A 15,133-nucleotide genomic window follows, 5' to 3' on the forward strand; every position below is an offset into this window, starting at 1 on the left:
TTGGTATTAGAACAAATCTATATCAGAGCTCTCTTCCGGCGCTTCAATTTTATGCTCAGACAGCAACGCTTCGTAAAAACAAAGCATATCGCGACCGTTATCTTTTGCGTAATAAAGTGCTTTGTCGGCATTTTCAAGCACAGTGATAGGGAAATCATATGGACTAATGCGAGACATTCCAACACTGACGGTGAGCTTTTTTACGAATGGAAAGTGAGTATTTCGTACCAACTCCATAAACTCGTCCATCTTAGCTTTTATCGAATCGTAATCGGTTGGCTCAAAGACCAGTACAAATTCTTCGCCACCGAAGCGAAACAATAAGTCTGTGGATCGAAAAAACTGACGCATACGCTGCGCTAATAACAGTAAAACTTCATCTCCGCATACATGTCCATAGTTATCGTTGACTTTTTTGAAGTGATCGATATCCATGATAGCAAGCCACGAGGTTGCGCCTTTATGCACCGAGCGCACATCACCATGCCATACCGTTTTGTGTTGTTTGATAACTTGCTTTTCAATCAGTTGCTTTAAACGTTTTTCAAAGGTTTGACGGTTCAGTAGTCCGGTGAGTTTATCACGCTCGTTTTCGTGAAGAATGGTGAGATAATTTTCAAAAATGCGGCAAAATGCATTAAGTAGTACTTGATCTGCACTCGACAAGCCCGTACTGATAACTGCTATTGCACCAACCGGCTTTTCCTGAAGGCTGATTGGCACCCAACGATGCTCAGTGCCATCTTTCGCTTGTACCGTAATGATACAGGCCGACTGCAAGCAAGAAATTAATTCCTTATCTGGCTCTTTAACTAGGCTTCGCTCTTCCCAATCAAATTCCTTATCGGAGAGTTTTCTTAAGAGCAGGCTTCTCTCTATCGCGATCTCTCCAGGAACGAGCAAGTCCTTATAGACAGCGACCTCTTTACAGCCTATGAACTCTTGAATAGTAGATACTAAGCTATATTCAAGAGAATCAACGTCTCTCGTTTTTGTTATTTTGATAACGGAATTTAGTAAATCTTCTTGCATGTCCGACGCACTCACAACTGCATTGCTGGCATATTATTACACACTTAGCGAACAAATAAACTCCAAAGTACTCCTTTATTCCTATCAATGTTAAAAAATAAGCTACAATCCAGTTGATTATTAATTAGCAAATACTTGAGGGTTAAACACTTAACTGCTCTCAAACTTAATTGATAAAGATGACAACTTTTGCATCAAAAGTTTTCGCTTTACCACTGACGCCTGCTTTAAGCTTATGCAATGTACAAAAAAATGCCAAACTTAAGTGTTTGGCATTGCTATAAATTCATACTTATGGATTGGTTTTAGTCTAATGTTGCAAGCATAGACTCATCATACTCTTTCACGGCTTGACCAGCTTGCACCTTCTCCACATAATCAGGATTAGCAATAAACGGCCTACCAATGGCTAATAAGTCAAATTGTTGATTTTGGATAGCCTCAGCACCTGATTCAGCCGTATAACTCCCCACACCTACTAACGTCCCTTTATAAATGCTGCGTAAGTAAGCTGAAGCACTGCCGCCCAAATAATCAAACTCCATTGCATCGTCGAAAATGCCCAGATGCAGATAGGCTAAGTTGCGACTGTTTAACGCTTTAAGTAGGTAGTCAAATACCGCTCTGTCTCTTTGGTCGCCATCCATATTGAAGTAAGCACCCGGTGACACTCTCAGACCCACTCTGTCGGCACCAATACGCTCAGCGATAGCATCTGTCACCTCCAAAGCAAATCGGCTCATATTTTCTGGTGTTTGACCATACTCATCGGTACGCTGATTCGCGGCGTGATGTAAAAACTGGTCAATTAAATAACCATTGGCACCGTGAATTTCCACTCCATCAAAGCCTGCTTCAATCGCGTTTGCTGCTGCTTGGGCATAATCGGCAACAAGTTGTGTGATTTCTTCCTGAGTTACCGCTTTAGGGATTTGATAGGTGAGTTCACGCATTCTTGGAACCGTGCCCTCAACTCCAATAGCCGACGGTGCTAAAACTTCTCCGTCAAAAAAGTACGGGTGCGCAACACGCCCAACGTGCCACAATTGCGCAAACATTTTCCCCCCCTCAGCGTGTACAGCATCGGTTACTTTTTTCCACCCTGCAATTTGTGCTTGTGTAAACAAACCTGGTGTATTCGGGTAGCCTTGCCCATCAGGACGAATAATCGTCGCTTCACTAATGATTAATCCTGCTTTGGCTCGCTTAGCGTAGTACTTCACCATGTCATCGGTAGGAACTAAATCGTCGTCTGCCATACAGCGCGTCAATGGCGCCATCAAGATGCGATTATTGAGTGATATCGTGTTATTTAGCTTAACATTTTCAAAAAGTACCTGTGGCATGCGTGTCTCTCCATATTTGAATATACATTCAAGATATGGATTCTTGAATCATTATTCAAGTTAAACCTTTACATTTTTTTCATTGTTATCAAAAATAGGGGTGAAGTATTGGTATAATGACGACGTTTAAACCCACTTGGTGCACCTAGGAAATCGATGAGAACAGCAGAGTTTGATAGAGAAACCGTACTGAGAAATGCCATGCAAGCATTTATGACTTATGGCTACAATAAAACCAGTATGCCCAAACTGACCGAAGTAACCGGACTCCATCCTGGTTCTATCTACTGTGCGTTCAAAAATAAAAAAGGTTTGCTATTAGCCGCTATAGATCAATATCAAGCAGACCGACGAGTGCATTATCAACAGCTGTTCGAAAACAGCACCAGCCTTCGCTGCGCACTTGAGCGATTCTTACAAGATCTCGTCGGTGAGTGTTTGGGCGACGAGTCAAAGAAAGTGTGTTTGCTCACCAAAACGCTTAATGAAATTGGCGAGCAGGATGCGGAAATTCAAACGGCACTCAGCGCTAACTTGCACCAATTTGAATCACTGATCAGGCAACAATTTTTAATGGTTTGGCCCGATAGTGAAGCATTAAGTGAAGATGAAGCCACAAAGAGAGCGCGTTTTTTCATTATGTCTGTATATGGTATTCGGACTTATGCAGCGACTCAGTGCGACAGCTCACACCTAAATGCACTGGCGGATAGGTTATTGGAAGTCTCTATTTAAAGCCGGGAGCTTTGAGCTTGGCTAAACTGCTGTTTAAACGTATCGTGTAAACTCTTGTCTATGAATTCGAGATGCCAGTTAATAAAGCGCTCGTCCACCGTCAAGCCCGCCAATACAGAATTAACCGCCGCTAAAAACCCGCGTGTAACGGGTGTATCCCGACAAGCGATATGCCCAGTAATAAATGGAGCAAAACCACTAATCGCAATTGGTACGGGTTTTTCTGATGCGTCTTTCGCGTGGTATGCAATAACCGAGGGATATTCAAGCAGCAACTCAAAGCGCTTGCTCATCAACATAGAATACATTTGTGCTTCGTTTTCGCTGCCTTCTTTCACGTAGAGCTGATCTGGTGGCGTCTGCTGTATTATGGCATCGGCAATATCACCATATGAGCGCTCTTTTTCTACGCCCAACAACCATTTGGGATGACTCGTTAACAATGCTTCTAGGTTTTGCTCGGTTTGTGCAGACGACAATTGCGCGGAAGGTGCAGCAAAAACTTGTAGCCCTAAAAAGTAAGTGGTCGGCTCAGAAAATAGTAATGTTTTACTGCGCGCTTTATTCACAACTAAGTTTCTAACACACTCCCCTTCACCACCTGCAATATTTTTAAGCGCACGATCAACACTGGCATCAGACTGTGTAATCTCAAACTGAGTTAATTGGCTTTGCAGATAGGAAAATACACGACTCTCAGTGAGGACACCTTGAGAAGGGTTATTGTAAATTGTGATTGCTTGCGGCTGAGGCTGAGCGATTGAATAGCTACAACAAAGTAGCAAACCAGATAGTATGCCAAGTCTATTCATTGATACGTCCTTTTATTTCCTGTTGATACTTCCCACAGTAGTCTATTTTATACTGCAAATTATATCGTTGGAACAGATTCAAAATAAGTAAAACTGCAATTCGTCCTCTTCCGGATGTTTTCACACAACCATTTTATTTACTTTCGATACTTTTCATAGAAAGAGTCAATGGAGTATTCAAATAGCGCTTTTATATGATTTTTAGCCTCTGGAATTGAGACAAGCTCAAAATCGACGGAAACAGATTTACCACCAAATAGTCCAAAAGTAGCTGGCTTAGACACAACATCCAAAGTCAGTAATCCGCTGTTATTTTCTATTGGTGTCAATTGGTAAGAGGCGCACTTACCGCCTTCATCGCCAAGTATAAAAAAGAACCCGCCACCTTCCCCAAGTGCCTCAAACAATTCCAATTCTTTGTCCCAAGGGTAATGATCAATAACATCCCAAGCCTCACGATAAGATTGTAATTCTTTTTCATAATTGATGAGTTCAGTGCCACCGTCACGGTGTTGATAATAGACTTTAACTCGTCTCATTAAATTTTCCTTATCCACTAACATCACATTTTTTGAGAATTTGCTGCCGTAGAAAAACCCTCAGCAGCTTAGTTGACATACTCTACATTTGCGCCGCAAATACGTCATGTATTTTCTCTCGCGTTAGCTGGTTGAAATCACCGTCATGATAGTTTTCGACATATTCAATAAAGGCGCTTGGAGTGATAGTAATAGCTGACAGAAGCCAGCTCGAACCGTCATCTTCATCATTATTAAACTCTACAGCTCCCCGAGACCTAGTCGCTTCATTATCAAGTCGCCAAATGCAAAACGTGACCTCTTCTATTTCGAAAGCCTCGTCATTCAGTACTTCCAACAGCTCTGTCGGCGCTCCCTCGTACATCCCAAGCCGTACACCGTACTCTTCTTGAGCATGAGGGCTAACTTCCGACTCATGATCGAACCCCTTGATAAGGATCGACTCGTCTTTAATCACAACAACAATATTGTCGCCGCCCCCATTTTTGTAAGTCGCGATATCAATACCAGAGGCCCAATTTTCGGTATAAGTAAAACAGCGCAAATACTCATCATCAGAGATTTCAATATCTAATGCCGCACTGGCCTTAAGAGCCAACTTCAATTCCTTATTTGATATTTTGTTGAGTTCCATCTCTTTCTCTATGTTGGAGGTGAGTTATTATGTAATTTAGCACTTTCTAAGGTCTAAATTATGATGAGTGTCGCTGCTTTTTTGACTTTCAGAGTCAACTTCCGGAGCAGCTTAATTATGCTACTATCGAGCTTATAGTAAAATCCTAATAGGAACGCAGAAATTTCTCCTAATGCTTCAGGGGGTTTGACTATATCTTATGACTAAGAGCGGATGTTTTAGCACCAATAATACATCATGTAAATGCATCAAGTAGTCTCAACTATATAAAACCAAACAGAGAGAAAAATGTTTCTTTCTACTATTTTACTAACGAATGCTGACTTAACCCTTCATATAAGAAAGGGTTAAGTAAGCACAGGGACAGACAATATGGATATATCAAATACCCAATGGCATGCTAAAACCAAAGCTTCGCCTGCTACCTCATATCGTTCGAATACGGATACCAACCAGAACAATGCACGCAATACACAGGTGTCTGTTTCTTCATTGGCTGTGAAACTAAAAGAAGCACAACAGGCGATTGACGCAGCTCGTTTAAATCAGCAATCATTTCCACAGAATAACAACGTTTTAACGTGGCAAGCGCAAAGCAATCAAGAAGAGATTAATTCGGCTAAGTGGGAGTTTGAGCAACTGTCAAAACCTCAACTGGAGACTATCGCCATGGATCCCAGTAATACCTTTTCAAAAGCAGAGAAGACTGCTGCTTACGAAAAGTGGCATGCACTTGATCAACGAGCGTTGTCTGAGCTGAAGCGGAACGCCCTCAATGATGATAATGCAATGACATCATTTGAAGCTGCGCTATACACACATAGCCAGACATTCTCAGAACTCGGTAAAGCTATGCTCCCTGATGATTATCTTTCGCAAGCACAGTCACACTTCGAGTCAGCGCTCCAAGACATGAACTTATCAGCGCATACAATGAGCAATCAAGCTGAGCATTACTATAGCCTAATGGTTACAGATCTGTTTGCTGGCAATGAACCTAAAGTGCACAATGGCGCTGAAGGGATGTCTTCACATAACTTAGAACGCAGCAACTATGACTTCTTGACTCATAAAGACAGATTTATGCTGGCTGATATGTATGAATATGCAGAAAAAAGTGGCATAGATTTCGAGTATATTCAAAAACTTGCTAGTGACATAGGAAACTACCGACGACATGATGACGGCAAATTACTCAGTAATTTCAACGAGGGGCATTTTAATACCGAAGGCCAAAAGCTCACTGTCGGATTTACGCAAAGAGATCAAGCCTCTATAGATCGCCTGATGAATAATGGTGCACTATCTTCCAGTGCTCTGGACGCGGGCTTTGTATCTTTTATCACAGACCCAGGCCTTGGCGCACTCTCTCACCAAGGCAGCTACCAGTTTCTGGCACATATAGCAGAAGTAACAGCCGGTATTGCGACCAGTGACTCAGCAACGGAATTTAAAACGTTCACCGAGGCAAGTAGCATCAACGAGCGCTATGTCATGACCCAATCTGAAGAAAGTATTTCCCTCCCAGAACCGGATGTGACATGCAAAAACGGGGTCTGTGAGGTAACCGAAAAAGGACGGAAAAATGGCGTAACCTTAACGCAAAATACTCAAGTGCTCGCACCGCCTATTGAGTTCAAGCCCGCTCAATTTGATACCCTATTCCACCTACAAACCGACCCCGATACTCAGAAATCACTCTGGTTCGAATGGCTTATAGAAAAGTAATTACTTAAACTTAAAGCGGGCATTTCGTATTTTTGTAAATAAGATAGCGAAGTTATCTCCACCTTATGTTCGTTTGACTTAATATCTATCGCTGAGACATTTAAGTTAAAATAAATCATAGATACCCACCTCAAATTCGGATGGCTGTGCTGTCTGCAACTCCAACCGATAATCTAAGGCTAAATGCACAAGCAAAGATATTTTAAATAAAAATGACGTAAGCCAGAATGGCTTTTTAAGATGCGCTGTATTGAGGAAATAAAAATGATGTTTAGGGTTATCATAGCCCCAGAATGTCCCCAAAAGTACGAGCAGCTTTTAGTAGATAATTGATTTGAATAAAGAAGGAATGGCGGAGAGAGAGGGAGTCGAACCCTCGATACGCTATAAACGTATACACGAGTTCCAGTCGTGCGCCTTAAGCCACTCAGCCATCTCTCCGCACTGAATTGCGGGGCTAATACTATGAAAAGCCTCGCACTTTATCAAGCAGTTTTTTGCTTTTAGGATCTATTTGTCTATTAATCCTACTATTTCTGCAAGGATGCAGAAAAATCTAGCATGCGATTGAGCGAACGTAGTGCGCCTTCACGCAACTCCATATCAACGAAGACTTCTTTGCCCTGTGGGCTGATAAGCGCTTCTTCAATTGCCTGTAGGCCGTTCATTGCCATCCAAGGGCAATGGGCACAGCTACGGCATGTAGCGCCTTCACCAGCGGTTGGTGCTTCGAAGAACTCTTTCTCAGGGCAAAGTTGCTGCATTTTATAGAAGATACCGCGATCGGTAGCAACGATAAACTTCTGATTATCCATTTCTTGCGCAGCTTTAATTAACTGACTCGTTGAGCCTACTGCATCCGCTAAGTCTACGATTTCCGCAGGAGACTCAGGGTGAACCAGTACTGCGGCGTCAGGATGTAGCTGCTTCATGTCTTTAAGGGCTTTGGTTTTAAATTCATCATGAACGATACATGCACCGTTCCACATGATCATATCTGCACCCGTTTTCTTTTGAATATAAGAACCCAAGTGCTTATCCGGACCCCAGATAATTTTTTCACCTTGCTCATCAAGGTGCTCAACAATCTCAAGCGCGCAAGAAGAGGTGACAATCCAATCCGCTCTTGCTTTTACCGCAGTTGAAGTATTGGCGTATACCACCACTTTTCTGTCTGGGTATTGATCACAAAACGCAGAAAACTCGTCGATAGGGCAACCTACATCCAACGAGCAAGTTGCTTCGAGTGTTGGCATCACAACGGTTTTGTGCGGTGTCAATATTTTTGCCGTTTCGCCCATAAAGCGCACGCCGGCTACGATGATCATGTCTTTGTCTTCTTGCTTAGCGCCAAAGCGTGCCATTTCTAATGAATCAGCAACACAGCCGCCAGTTTCTTCAGCAAGTGCTTGGATCTCAGGATCAGTATAATAGTGGGCAACCAGTACCGCATTCTTTTCAACTAATAGCGCTTTGATACGCGCTTTATACTCTGCTTTTTCTTCAACGGTAAGAGGGGCAGGTTTTGGAGGGAAGATATAATCTTCCGGCATAATACGTTCAGCTAGACTCATTTCTCGACCACTAGTCCACATTGCATAATTAGGTGGAATTATACGAAAAATACAGGGGTAATCCTAGCGATTGTTTAGCTCTAAATGGCGAGTTTAAGAAAGTATTTTGAATAATATATGAAGAATAAGAGGATGGTGGGTCATGATGGACTCGAACCATCGACCAATGGATTAAAAGTCCACTGCTCTACCAACTGAGCTAATGACCCGCTCAAGCATTAAAAGTGCCATTAATTCATCCTGAAGAGGTGTTCTGGCTCGTCGTCCTGACTCGCGTTCAAAAAGCTGCGAAGCGATGCTCCGGTCTTTTTTCACCCAACTGAGCTAATGACTTGCTCAAATATGAATTATAAAGCTTGTAAAGTGGTGGGTCATGATGGACTTGAACCATCGACCAATGGATTAAAAGTCCACTGCTCTACCAACTGAGCTAATGACCCGCTCAAGCATTAAAAGTGCTATTAATTCATCCTGAAGAGGTGTTCCGGCTCGTCGTCCTGACTCGCGTTCAAAAATCTGCGAAGCGATGCTTCGGTCTTTTTTCACCCAACTGAGCTAATGACCCGCTAAAAATTGAATTCGTATGCTTGTAAAATGGTGGGTCATGATGGACTCGAACCATCGACCAATGGATTAAAAGTCCACTGCTCTACCAACTGAGCTAATGACCCGCTCAAACATTAAAAGTGCCATTAATTCATCCTGAAGAGGTGTTCCGGCTCGTCGTCCTGACTCGCGTTCAAAAAGCTGCAAAGCGATGCTTCGGTCTTTTTTCACCCAACTGAGCTAATGACCCGCTCAAATATGAATTATAAAGCTTGTAAAGTGGTGGGTCATGATGGACTTGAACCATCGACCAATGGATTAAAAGTCCACTGCTCTACCAACTGAGCTAATGACCCGCTCAAGCATTAAAAGTGCCATTAATTCATCCTGAAGAGGTGTTCCGGCTCGTCGTCCTGACTCGCGTTCAAAAAGCTGCGAAGCGATGCTTCGGTCTTTTTTCACCCAACTGAGCTAATGACCCGCTCAGAATCGAATTCGCAAGCTTATTAAGTGGTGGGTCATGATGGACTCGAACCATCGACCAATGGATTAAAAGTCCACTGCTCTACCAACTGAGCTAATGACCCGCTCAAAATCGAATTCGCAAGCTTATAAGTGGTGGGTCATGATGGACTTGAACCATCGACCAATGGATTAAAAGTCCACTGCTCTACCAACTGAGCTAATGACCCGCTCAAAATCGAATTCGCAAGCTTATAAGTGGTGGGTCATGATGGACTCGAACCATCGACCAATGGATTAAAAGTCCACTGCTCTACCAACTGAGCTAATGACCCGCTCAAACATGAATTCTAAAGCTTATAAGTGGTGGGTCATGATGGACTCGAACCATCGACCAATGGATTAAAAGTCCACTGCTCTACCAACTGAGCTAATGACCCACTTAACGCAGCAGTTTTTTGTTACCAATCGCCTGCTGCGGGCGCTTATAATACTTATTTAAATTTTGAGTGCAACTGAAATAGCTAGTTTTTTTCACTTTTTATGACTAAGCGCCTAATTTTAAGGCACTCAGCTCAAAAAGTGATAACTACATCTTCGCTAAACGCTCTGTTGCCAATTTTGCAGGCGTCGTACTTGGATACTCTTTAATCAATTTATTAAGGAGTGTCTTCGCTTCTGCTGCTTGTCCCTGTTTATGTATAATAGTGCCCAGCTTTAACATCGCTTCTGGACGTTTATTCGATTCAGGGAAATTATCAACAACGGTTGCGAAATGAGACTTAGCTTTACCATCGTCAGATTTTATTAAGAATAGCTGACCTAACCAGTAATGCGCGTTCGGCACATATACTGAGTTTGGATACTGCTGCAAGAAACTTTGAAACTCAGGGATCGCCGCATCGTAACGTTTATCCTTCATTATCATGTTTACAGTACGGTCGTACGCTTCATTCTCTGATAGATTACTGCTAAATGCTTGTTCGGGCGTAACATCTGGCGTTGCCGCAGCAGTTGTTCTTGACTGGTCGTAAGCTTGGCTAACGCGATTTTCAATCTCTTGATACAGCTCACGTTGACGTTGTAGCACTTTTTCAAGCTTATAGCTTTGCTCTTCCGTCACACCGCGTACTTGGCTTACTTCTTCTTGCAGCAGATTAAGTTGTTGCTGTAACTCAGCCTGTAGCAAATTGCGAGTTCTCATCATACTCTCAAGTTGAGAGACTCGTTCTTCCAGTGTTTGATTTGAATTTGCAGCTTCTGAAACAGGAGCGGGAGCAGCCCAAACTTGGGCGCTCCCGCTCATGAGTAAGAATGCTGCCAAAATAGTATTCGGCTTCATAATAACTCTTTCTTAGTACACCAATACCGCGCGGCGGTTCTTAGCGAATGCTTCTTCTGTACGTGACTTCACTAAAGGTTTCTCTTCACCGTAGCTCACTACAGAAATTTGGCTGTCAGAAACACCAAGGCTTTGAAGGTACTTAGCTACTGCCTTACCACGGCTTTCACCTAGCGCGATGTTGTACTCAGGCGTACCACGCTCGTCTGCGTGACCTTCTACTAGTACTTTCACACTTGGGTTTTTCACTAGGAAATCAGCGTGCGCTTGAAGTAATTCGGCGTACTTACTCTGAATAGTAGATTTATCGAAATCGAAGTATACGATCTGTTCTTGACGTAGTGCTTCGTATTTCTCTCGTAGTTTTTCTTCTGCTGATTTCTCACGAGAAATAGTGTTTACGTCAACAGTGTTATTATCTTGATTGGTTGCCGCTTGATTGCTTTCGCTCGCCGCGCCCTCGTCAACACTTGAAGATGAGCTACATGCTGCAAGTGTCATCACTGGCAACGCGACCATTAAGGCTTTTAGAGTTTTGTTAAGTTGCATCGAGTATATTCCTATATCTTTATAAATCTAACCAGCAAAATTACTGTAAAAACGGCGACCAGGCTGGTGCCTTAACTTGGCCATCCAAGACAGGTAACCTTGCCTTAAAACGACCATCCATAGACACCAATGCCAATACCTGCTTATTATTGTGCAAGGTGCTGTATATTATCATCGAGCCATTTGGTGCAATACTCGGAGACTCATCTAATCTCGTACGAGTGAGAACTTGAAACAGCCCGGAATCTAATTCTTTTTTCGCAATGTGGTAACGGCCAAGCGTGCGGTTAACCATAATCAGACGCTTTCCATCTGGTGTGATCGAACCTGCTAAGTTCATGTCGCCGTCGAACGTCACTCGCTTAGACCTACCAGTTTTTAAATTTAACTTATAAATCTGAGCATTACCACCCCTTTCAGATGTATACACAATTTCTTGACCGTTTGGGTGCCAAGAAGGCTCAGTATCTATACTACGGTGTCGAGTTAAGCGTGTTTCTTGACGAGTTTTAAGGTCAATTAGATAAACTTCTGTCGCACCACCTGAGTCCTTAGAGAGTACCGCAAGTAATTTAGTTCCATCAGGAGAAAACTGTGGCGCACCATTAATACCTGGATGGCTAGTGATCAGTTCACGCTTTCCTGTATAGATATCTTGAATGTAAATTTGGGATTGGCGATTTTCAAAAGTCACGTACGCAAGTTTGTTTGCATCTGGCGACCAAGCAGGCGACATTAACGGCTCTTTTGAGCGCAATAACACCTGCTCGTTGTAACCATCATAATCGGCAACAACTAATTGGTATGGCTTATCCTGTCCGTCACGCACGATAATGTAGGCAATCTTAGTTCTAAATGCGCCTCGCTCACCTGTTAAAGCTTCATATACTACGTCGCTAATTTGGTGCGCGTAATTTCTAAAGCCTGTACTGCTAACAATACTTTGGCGTCCTTCAAGCACATGATCGTCGCTTTGCATTAAGCGACCATTCGACATTATGCGAGTTTCACCACCGGTCAGCTGTGCTCTGATCACGTCAATCAGTTCATACTTTACCAAGTAACGTCCAGCAGATTGCTGGGTCACGGTGCCTACAACTACCGCTTCAACCCCTGCATCGACCCATGCAGCGTAGTCGATTTCCGAGTCAGTTGTTGGTAATTGAGGCATGTCAGCCTCGGCAACAGGCTTAAATTTACCGCTGCGCATCAAGTCTGCAGAAATAACGTCACTTAAACTCGACGGCATTTCACCAGTGCCATTATATTTAAATGGTACAATTGCGATGGGTCTAGCACTGTCTACCCCTTCTGTTATCACAATTTCAAGTGCGGCTTGCGCAAACTGTGAAACACCCAGAGTAAAAACCAGCAATAAGGTTGTGAACTTCTTTAGCATGTTCGTCCTTTAAAAATTTGGTTTAATTGTTAAATTGATATTCTTAAGCTGTTCAAACACGTCTTTATCTTTAGAAACAGGTAAAGTATCTGCCATTTTCACAGCACGGATAGCGGCTTCACATACAAGCTTATCGCCACCCAATGACTCTACATGCGTCACAAGGCCATTAAAGGCAAGACGAATGTTTACTCGGCATTGTTTACCTTTCATTGTTTCATCAATAAGCAAGTTTGCTTGAATGCGTTGCATAATAAGCGCTTTAAACTTATCCACTTCGCTCAATACTTGCTGTTGACGGATCTTAGCTCTTGCTGCCTGCTCTTTGGCAAGCTGGTCACGCAGCATTTGTTCTTCAAGTGCCTTTTGACGTTGACGCTCCGCTTCTTCCGCTTTTCGTTTTTCCTCAGCTTCGCGACGCTTCCTCGCCTCTTCGGCCTTTCTTAAGCGATCTTCCTCAGCTTGGCGTTGGGCAGCAGCCTTTTTAGCAGCTTCTTCCGCAGCGGCTTTTTCAGCTCTCGCTTTATCAGCCTGTTCACGTTGCTTTTTCTCAATTTCGCGAGCGCGTTTTGCTTGCGCCTCAGCTTGGCGAGTCTCTTCCAACTTAGCTTGACGCTCTTGCTCCAGCTTTTTTATGCGCCGAGCTTCGGCTTCACGGTCTTTTCTAGCTTGCTGTGCTCGCTGTTCAAGATCGCGAATACGGCGATCTTCAGCAGCTTGCTTTTCTTCTTCACGCTTCTTTAAATCAGCAATCTTTTTCTCAACCGCTTGCTGATCAACCGACACTGCAGAAACCGCCCTTTCAGGCTTTTGATCTTTCTGCTGTGGATTTAAGGTGACTTCCATCACAGTAGGTGTTTCAACTTGAAAATTTGCCGTAGCAAATAGCAGACCGCCAATCGCGCCATGAAGCAATACTGACTTAACTACGCTGCTAGATAATGAACTCATTACTCATCCTCAAATGATTTAGTCATTAAGCCAACAGAAGGAACACCCGCTTTTTTCAAGAAGTCCATTAAATAGAGTACTTCTTGATATGACACTCTGCCTGAACCTTTGATCATCACAGGAGTATCTGGATTTTGTTCTAACTTTAGTTTAATCACCGCAGCTACTTCTACGGCATCCATCGGTGCTTCAGGATCGGTACCGACAGTAACAAAATAGCGACCTTCAGCATCAATGGTGGCAATAATCGGTGGCGAGTCTTTGGTTTCAACCAATTCAGACTCTTCCATCTGAGGTAAGTCTACTTTTACGCCGTGTTGGATAAGTGGAGCCGTTGCCATAAAAATGATTAACAGCACCAACATAACATCAATATAAGGAACGACGTTGATCTCCGCGACGGGACGACGTCTCTTACGCTGATACATTTTGTTTTGCCTCTACTTGTGTTGCAGCCTGACGATAAAGAATGTTAGCGAACTCTTCCATAAAGTTAATGTACTGAGTTTCTAGCTTTTCTACATTTTTGGCAAATCGGTTATACGCCATAACCGCTGGAATTGCCGCAAACAGACCCATGGCTGTTGCAATCAACGCCTCAGCAATACCTGGTGCAACCATTTGCAGTGTCGCTTGTTTCACTTCGCCAAGCGCGATGAAAGCATTCATGATCCCCCAAACGGTACCAAATAGACCGATATAAGGACTGATAGAGCCAACTGTCGCTAAGAAAGAGAGGCTTGATTCTAACTTTTCAATTTCACGAGAAAGCGCGACACGCATTGAACGGTGAGTACCTTCAACAACAATCGAAGGAGATTGGATATTGCCTTTTTTATGCTTTGCAAATTCTTTAAAGCCGGATACAAATAACGCTTCTAACCCTGTTGCACTACCAGCCCTTGCAGCTATTTCATTATAGAGTTTGCTAAGATCCATACCGGACCAAAATTTTTGCTCGAAATTCTTTGATTGGCTTTGGGCTTGAGAAATGACAGTTTTACGTTGAAAAATAATTGCCCAAGAAGCAATAGACAATCCCACCAGGGTCAACATTACAAGTTGTACCAAAAAACTGGCTTTTAAAATTAGATCGACAAAATTTAGTCCCGATTCCACGTTATTATACTCCCAAAAGTGTTTCGGCAATGGTAGCCATTTATATTCTTGCGCTCTACTGAGCAATATCTAGAAATAGACTAGATTTACTACCAAAAGGTTCAGCTAGTTTAACCACACTACAAATACCTTACAATCTCAATACTGCGAATTCATTGTATTTGACGATAAATAGAGCAAAACAGTGTAACTCCCTTTGCTTTACCCAAACTTAAGCAAATTCGGCAATCTCCATCACAGTCTCTAAATATGACCCAAAACTGCATAAAATAGGAGTTTTATGCAAAAATAGAGAATAAAACCTCAAAAAACAGATTGGTCTTACCAATTAACAACAGATTATCTAATATTTACATTTTGCGCAT

Annotated in this window: 14 protein-coding genes and 9 tRNA genes; 2 read left to right on the top strand and 21 right to left on the bottom strand. The window is 42.8% G+C overall.

Annotated features, from left to right (window positions below; genetic code table 11):
* Positions 1–6 precede the first annotated feature (6 nt).
* Together GSF13_RS16950 and GSF13_RS16955 are read right to left on the bottom strand one after the other, a co-directional pair.
* Entirely contained in the window at positions 7–1,032 is a 1,026-nt protein-coding gene (locus GSF13_RS16950) for a GGDEF domain-containing protein (protein ID WP_010605111.1), read from the bottom strand.
* 305 nt (positions 1,033–1,337) lie between these two features.
* Positions 1,338–2,378, bottom strand: a complete 1,041-nt coding sequence (locus GSF13_RS16955; protein WP_211866460.1) for an alkene reductase — start codon at positions 2,376–2,378, stop codon at positions 1,338–1,340.
* A 156-nt stretch (positions 2,379–2,534) separates the two neighbouring features.
* Here GSF13_RS16955 and GSF13_RS16960 point away from each other — a divergent pair, with 156 nt between their 5' ends.
* Positions 2,535–3,113: a TetR/AcrR family transcriptional regulator gene (locus tag GSF13_RS16960; protein WP_010605113.1), complete on the top strand. Its 579-nt coding sequence runs from the start codon at positions 2,535–2,537 to the stop codon at positions 3,111–3,113.
* On the opposite strand, the gene GSF13_RS16965 is transcribed toward GSF13_RS16960, so the two are convergent.
* The 3 genes from GSF13_RS16965 to GSF13_RS16975 form a co-directional block, all read right to left on the bottom strand.
* Complete coding sequence (locus GSF13_RS16965) at positions 3,110–3,925, bottom strand: hypothetical protein (protein WP_211866462.1); 816 nt, start codon at positions 3,923–3,925, stop codon at positions 3,110–3,112. The genes GSF13_RS16960 and GSF13_RS16965 overlap by 4 nt on opposite strands.
* Positions 3,926–4,062: 137 nt before the next feature.
* On the bottom strand, positions 4,063–4,464 hold the full coding sequence (locus GSF13_RS16970) for a hypothetical protein (RefSeq protein WP_211866464.1): 402 nt from the start codon (positions 4,462–4,464) through the stop codon (positions 4,063–4,065).
* Between the two features lie 82 nt (positions 4,465–4,546).
* Complete coding sequence (locus tag GSF13_RS16975; protein WP_211866466.1) at positions 4,547–5,098, bottom strand: hypothetical protein; 552 nt, start codon at positions 5,096–5,098, stop codon at positions 4,547–4,549.
* Positions 5,099–5,470: 372 nt separating this feature from the next.
* On the opposite strand from GSF13_RS16975, the gene GSF13_RS16980 reads away from it, so the two are divergent.
* On the top strand, positions 5,471–6,826 hold the full coding sequence (locus GSF13_RS16980; RefSeq protein ID WP_206470994.1) for a hypothetical protein: 1,356 nt from the start codon (positions 5,471–5,473) through the stop codon (positions 6,824–6,826).
* 350 nt (positions 6,827–7,176) lie between these two features.
* Here GSF13_RS16980 and GSF13_RS16985 read toward each other — a convergent pair.
* From GSF13_RS16985 to tolQ, 16 genes are all read right to left on the bottom strand, one after another.
* Positions 7,177–7,267: transfer RNA gene (locus GSF13_RS16985), tRNA-Ser, on the bottom strand.
* Positions 7,268–7,356: 89 nt separating this feature from the next.
* The gene (nadA, locus tag GSF13_RS16990) at positions 7,357–8,400 is read right to left on the bottom strand and encodes a quinolinate synthase NadA (RefSeq protein WP_010605119.1); all 1,044 of its coding nucleotides are present in this window, start codon (positions 8,398–8,400) and stop codon (positions 7,357–7,359) included.
* A gap of 133 nt (positions 8,401–8,533) precedes the next feature.
* Positions 8,534–8,609, bottom strand: a tRNA-Lys gene (locus GSF13_RS16995).
* A gap of 155 nt (positions 8,610–8,764) precedes the next feature.
* Positions 8,765–8,840: transfer RNA gene (locus tag GSF13_RS17000), tRNA-Lys, on the bottom strand.
* Positions 8,841–8,995: 155 nt separating this feature from the next.
* Positions 8,996–9,071 (bottom strand) — tRNA-Lys (locus tag GSF13_RS17005).
* 155 nt (positions 9,072–9,226) lie between these two features.
* Positions 9,227–9,302, bottom strand: a tRNA-Lys gene (locus GSF13_RS17010).
* 155 nt (positions 9,303–9,457) lie between these two features.
* A tRNA-Lys gene (locus GSF13_RS17015) sits at positions 9,458–9,533 on the bottom strand.
* Between the two features lie 29 nt (positions 9,534–9,562).
* A tRNA-Lys gene (locus tag GSF13_RS17020) sits at positions 9,563–9,638 on the bottom strand.
* Positions 9,639–9,667: 29 nt separating this feature from the next.
* A tRNA-Lys gene (locus GSF13_RS17025) sits at positions 9,668–9,743 on the bottom strand.
* 29 nt (positions 9,744–9,772) lie between these two features.
* Positions 9,773–9,848, bottom strand: a tRNA-Lys gene (locus GSF13_RS17030).
* Positions 9,849–9,997: 149 nt separating this feature from the next.
* The gene (ybgF, locus tag GSF13_RS17035) at positions 9,998–10,750 is read right to left on the bottom strand and encodes a tol-pal system protein YbgF (RefSeq protein WP_211866468.1); all 753 of its coding nucleotides are present in this window, start codon (positions 10,748–10,750) and stop codon (positions 9,998–10,000) included.
* Positions 10,751–10,762: 12 nt separating this feature from the next.
* Positions 10,763–11,299, bottom strand: a complete 537-nt coding sequence (gene pal / locus GSF13_RS17040) for a peptidoglycan-associated lipoprotein Pal (RefSeq protein WP_010605122.1) — start codon at positions 11,297–11,299, stop codon at positions 10,763–10,765.
* A 40-nt stretch (positions 11,300–11,339) separates the two neighbouring features.
* A complete protein-coding gene (gene tolB, locus GSF13_RS17045; protein WP_010605123.1) occupies positions 11,340–12,698 on the bottom strand; it encodes a Tol-Pal system beta propeller repeat protein TolB in 1,359 nt (452 codons plus the stop codon).
* Between the two features lie 9 nt (positions 12,699–12,707).
* Positions 12,708–13,649 (bottom strand): cell envelope integrity protein TolA, encoded by a 942-nt coding sequence (gene tolA / locus GSF13_RS17050; RefSeq protein ID WP_010605124.1) that lies wholly within the window; start codon positions 13,647–13,649, stop codon positions 12,708–12,710.
* The gene (gene tolR / locus GSF13_RS17055) at positions 13,649–14,077 is read right to left on the bottom strand and encodes a protein TolR (RefSeq protein ID WP_010377593.1); all 429 of its coding nucleotides are present in this window, start codon (positions 14,075–14,077) and stop codon (positions 13,649–13,651) included. Before tolR ends, tolA begins: the two co-directional genes overlap by 1 nt.
* Entirely contained in the window at positions 14,064–14,768 is a 705-nt protein-coding gene (gene tolQ, locus GSF13_RS17060; protein ID WP_010605125.1) for a protein TolQ, read from the bottom strand. The genes tolR and tolQ overlap by 14 nt, the downstream gene beginning before the upstream one ends.
* Between the last annotated feature and the right edge of the window lie 365 nt (positions 14,769–15,133).

It is taken from the genome of Pseudoalteromonas sp. M8 (assembly GCF_018141365.1).
Lineage (GTDB): Bacteria > Pseudomonadota > Gammaproteobacteria > Enterobacterales > Alteromonadaceae > Pseudoalteromonas.

Coding starts and splice junctions, on each gene's coding strand:
- GSF13_RS16950 (WP_010605111.1), bottom strand. CDS start 1,032: ATGCAAGAAGATTTACTAAATTCCGTTATCAAAATAACAAAAACGAGA.
- GSF13_RS16955 (WP_211866460.1), bottom strand. CDS start 2,378: ATGCCACAGGTACTTTTTGAAAATGTTAAGCTAAATAACACGATATCA.
- GSF13_RS16960 (WP_010605113.1), top strand. CDS start 2,535: ATGAGAACAGCAGAGTTTGATAGAGAAACCGTACTGAGAAATGCCATG.
- GSF13_RS16965 (WP_211866462.1), bottom strand. CDS start 3,925: ATGAATAGACTTGGCATACTATCTGGTTTGCTACTTTGTTGTAGCTAT.
- GSF13_RS16970 (WP_211866464.1), bottom strand. CDS start 4,464: ATGAGACGAGTTAAAGTCTATTATCAACACCGTGACGGTGGCACTGAA.
- GSF13_RS16975 (WP_211866466.1), bottom strand. CDS start 5,098: ATGGAACTCAACAAAATATCAAATAAGGAATTGAAGTTGGCTCTTAAG.
- GSF13_RS16980 (WP_206470994.1), top strand. CDS start 5,471: ATGGATATATCAAATACCCAATGGCATGCTAAAACCAAAGCTTCGCCT.
- nadA (WP_010605119.1), bottom strand. CDS start 8,400: ATGAGTCTAGCTGAACGTATTATGCCGGAAGATTATATCTTCCCTCCA.
- ybgF (WP_211866468.1), bottom strand. CDS start 10,750: ATGAAGCCGAATACTATTTTGGCAGCATTCTTACTCATGAGCGGGAGC.
- pal (WP_010605122.1), bottom strand. CDS start 11,299: ATGCAACTTAACAAAACTCTAAAAGCCTTAATGGTCGCGTTGCCAGTG.
- tolB (WP_010605123.1), bottom strand. CDS start 12,698: ATGCTAAAGAAGTTCACAACCTTATTGCTGGTTTTTACTCTGGGTGTT.
- tolA (WP_010605124.1), bottom strand. CDS start 13,649: ATGAGTTCATTATCTAGCAGCGTAGTTAAGTCAGTATTGCTTCATGGC.
- tolR (WP_010377593.1), bottom strand. CDS start 14,077: ATGTATCAGCGTAAGAGACGTCGTCCCGTCGCGGAGATCAACGTCGTT.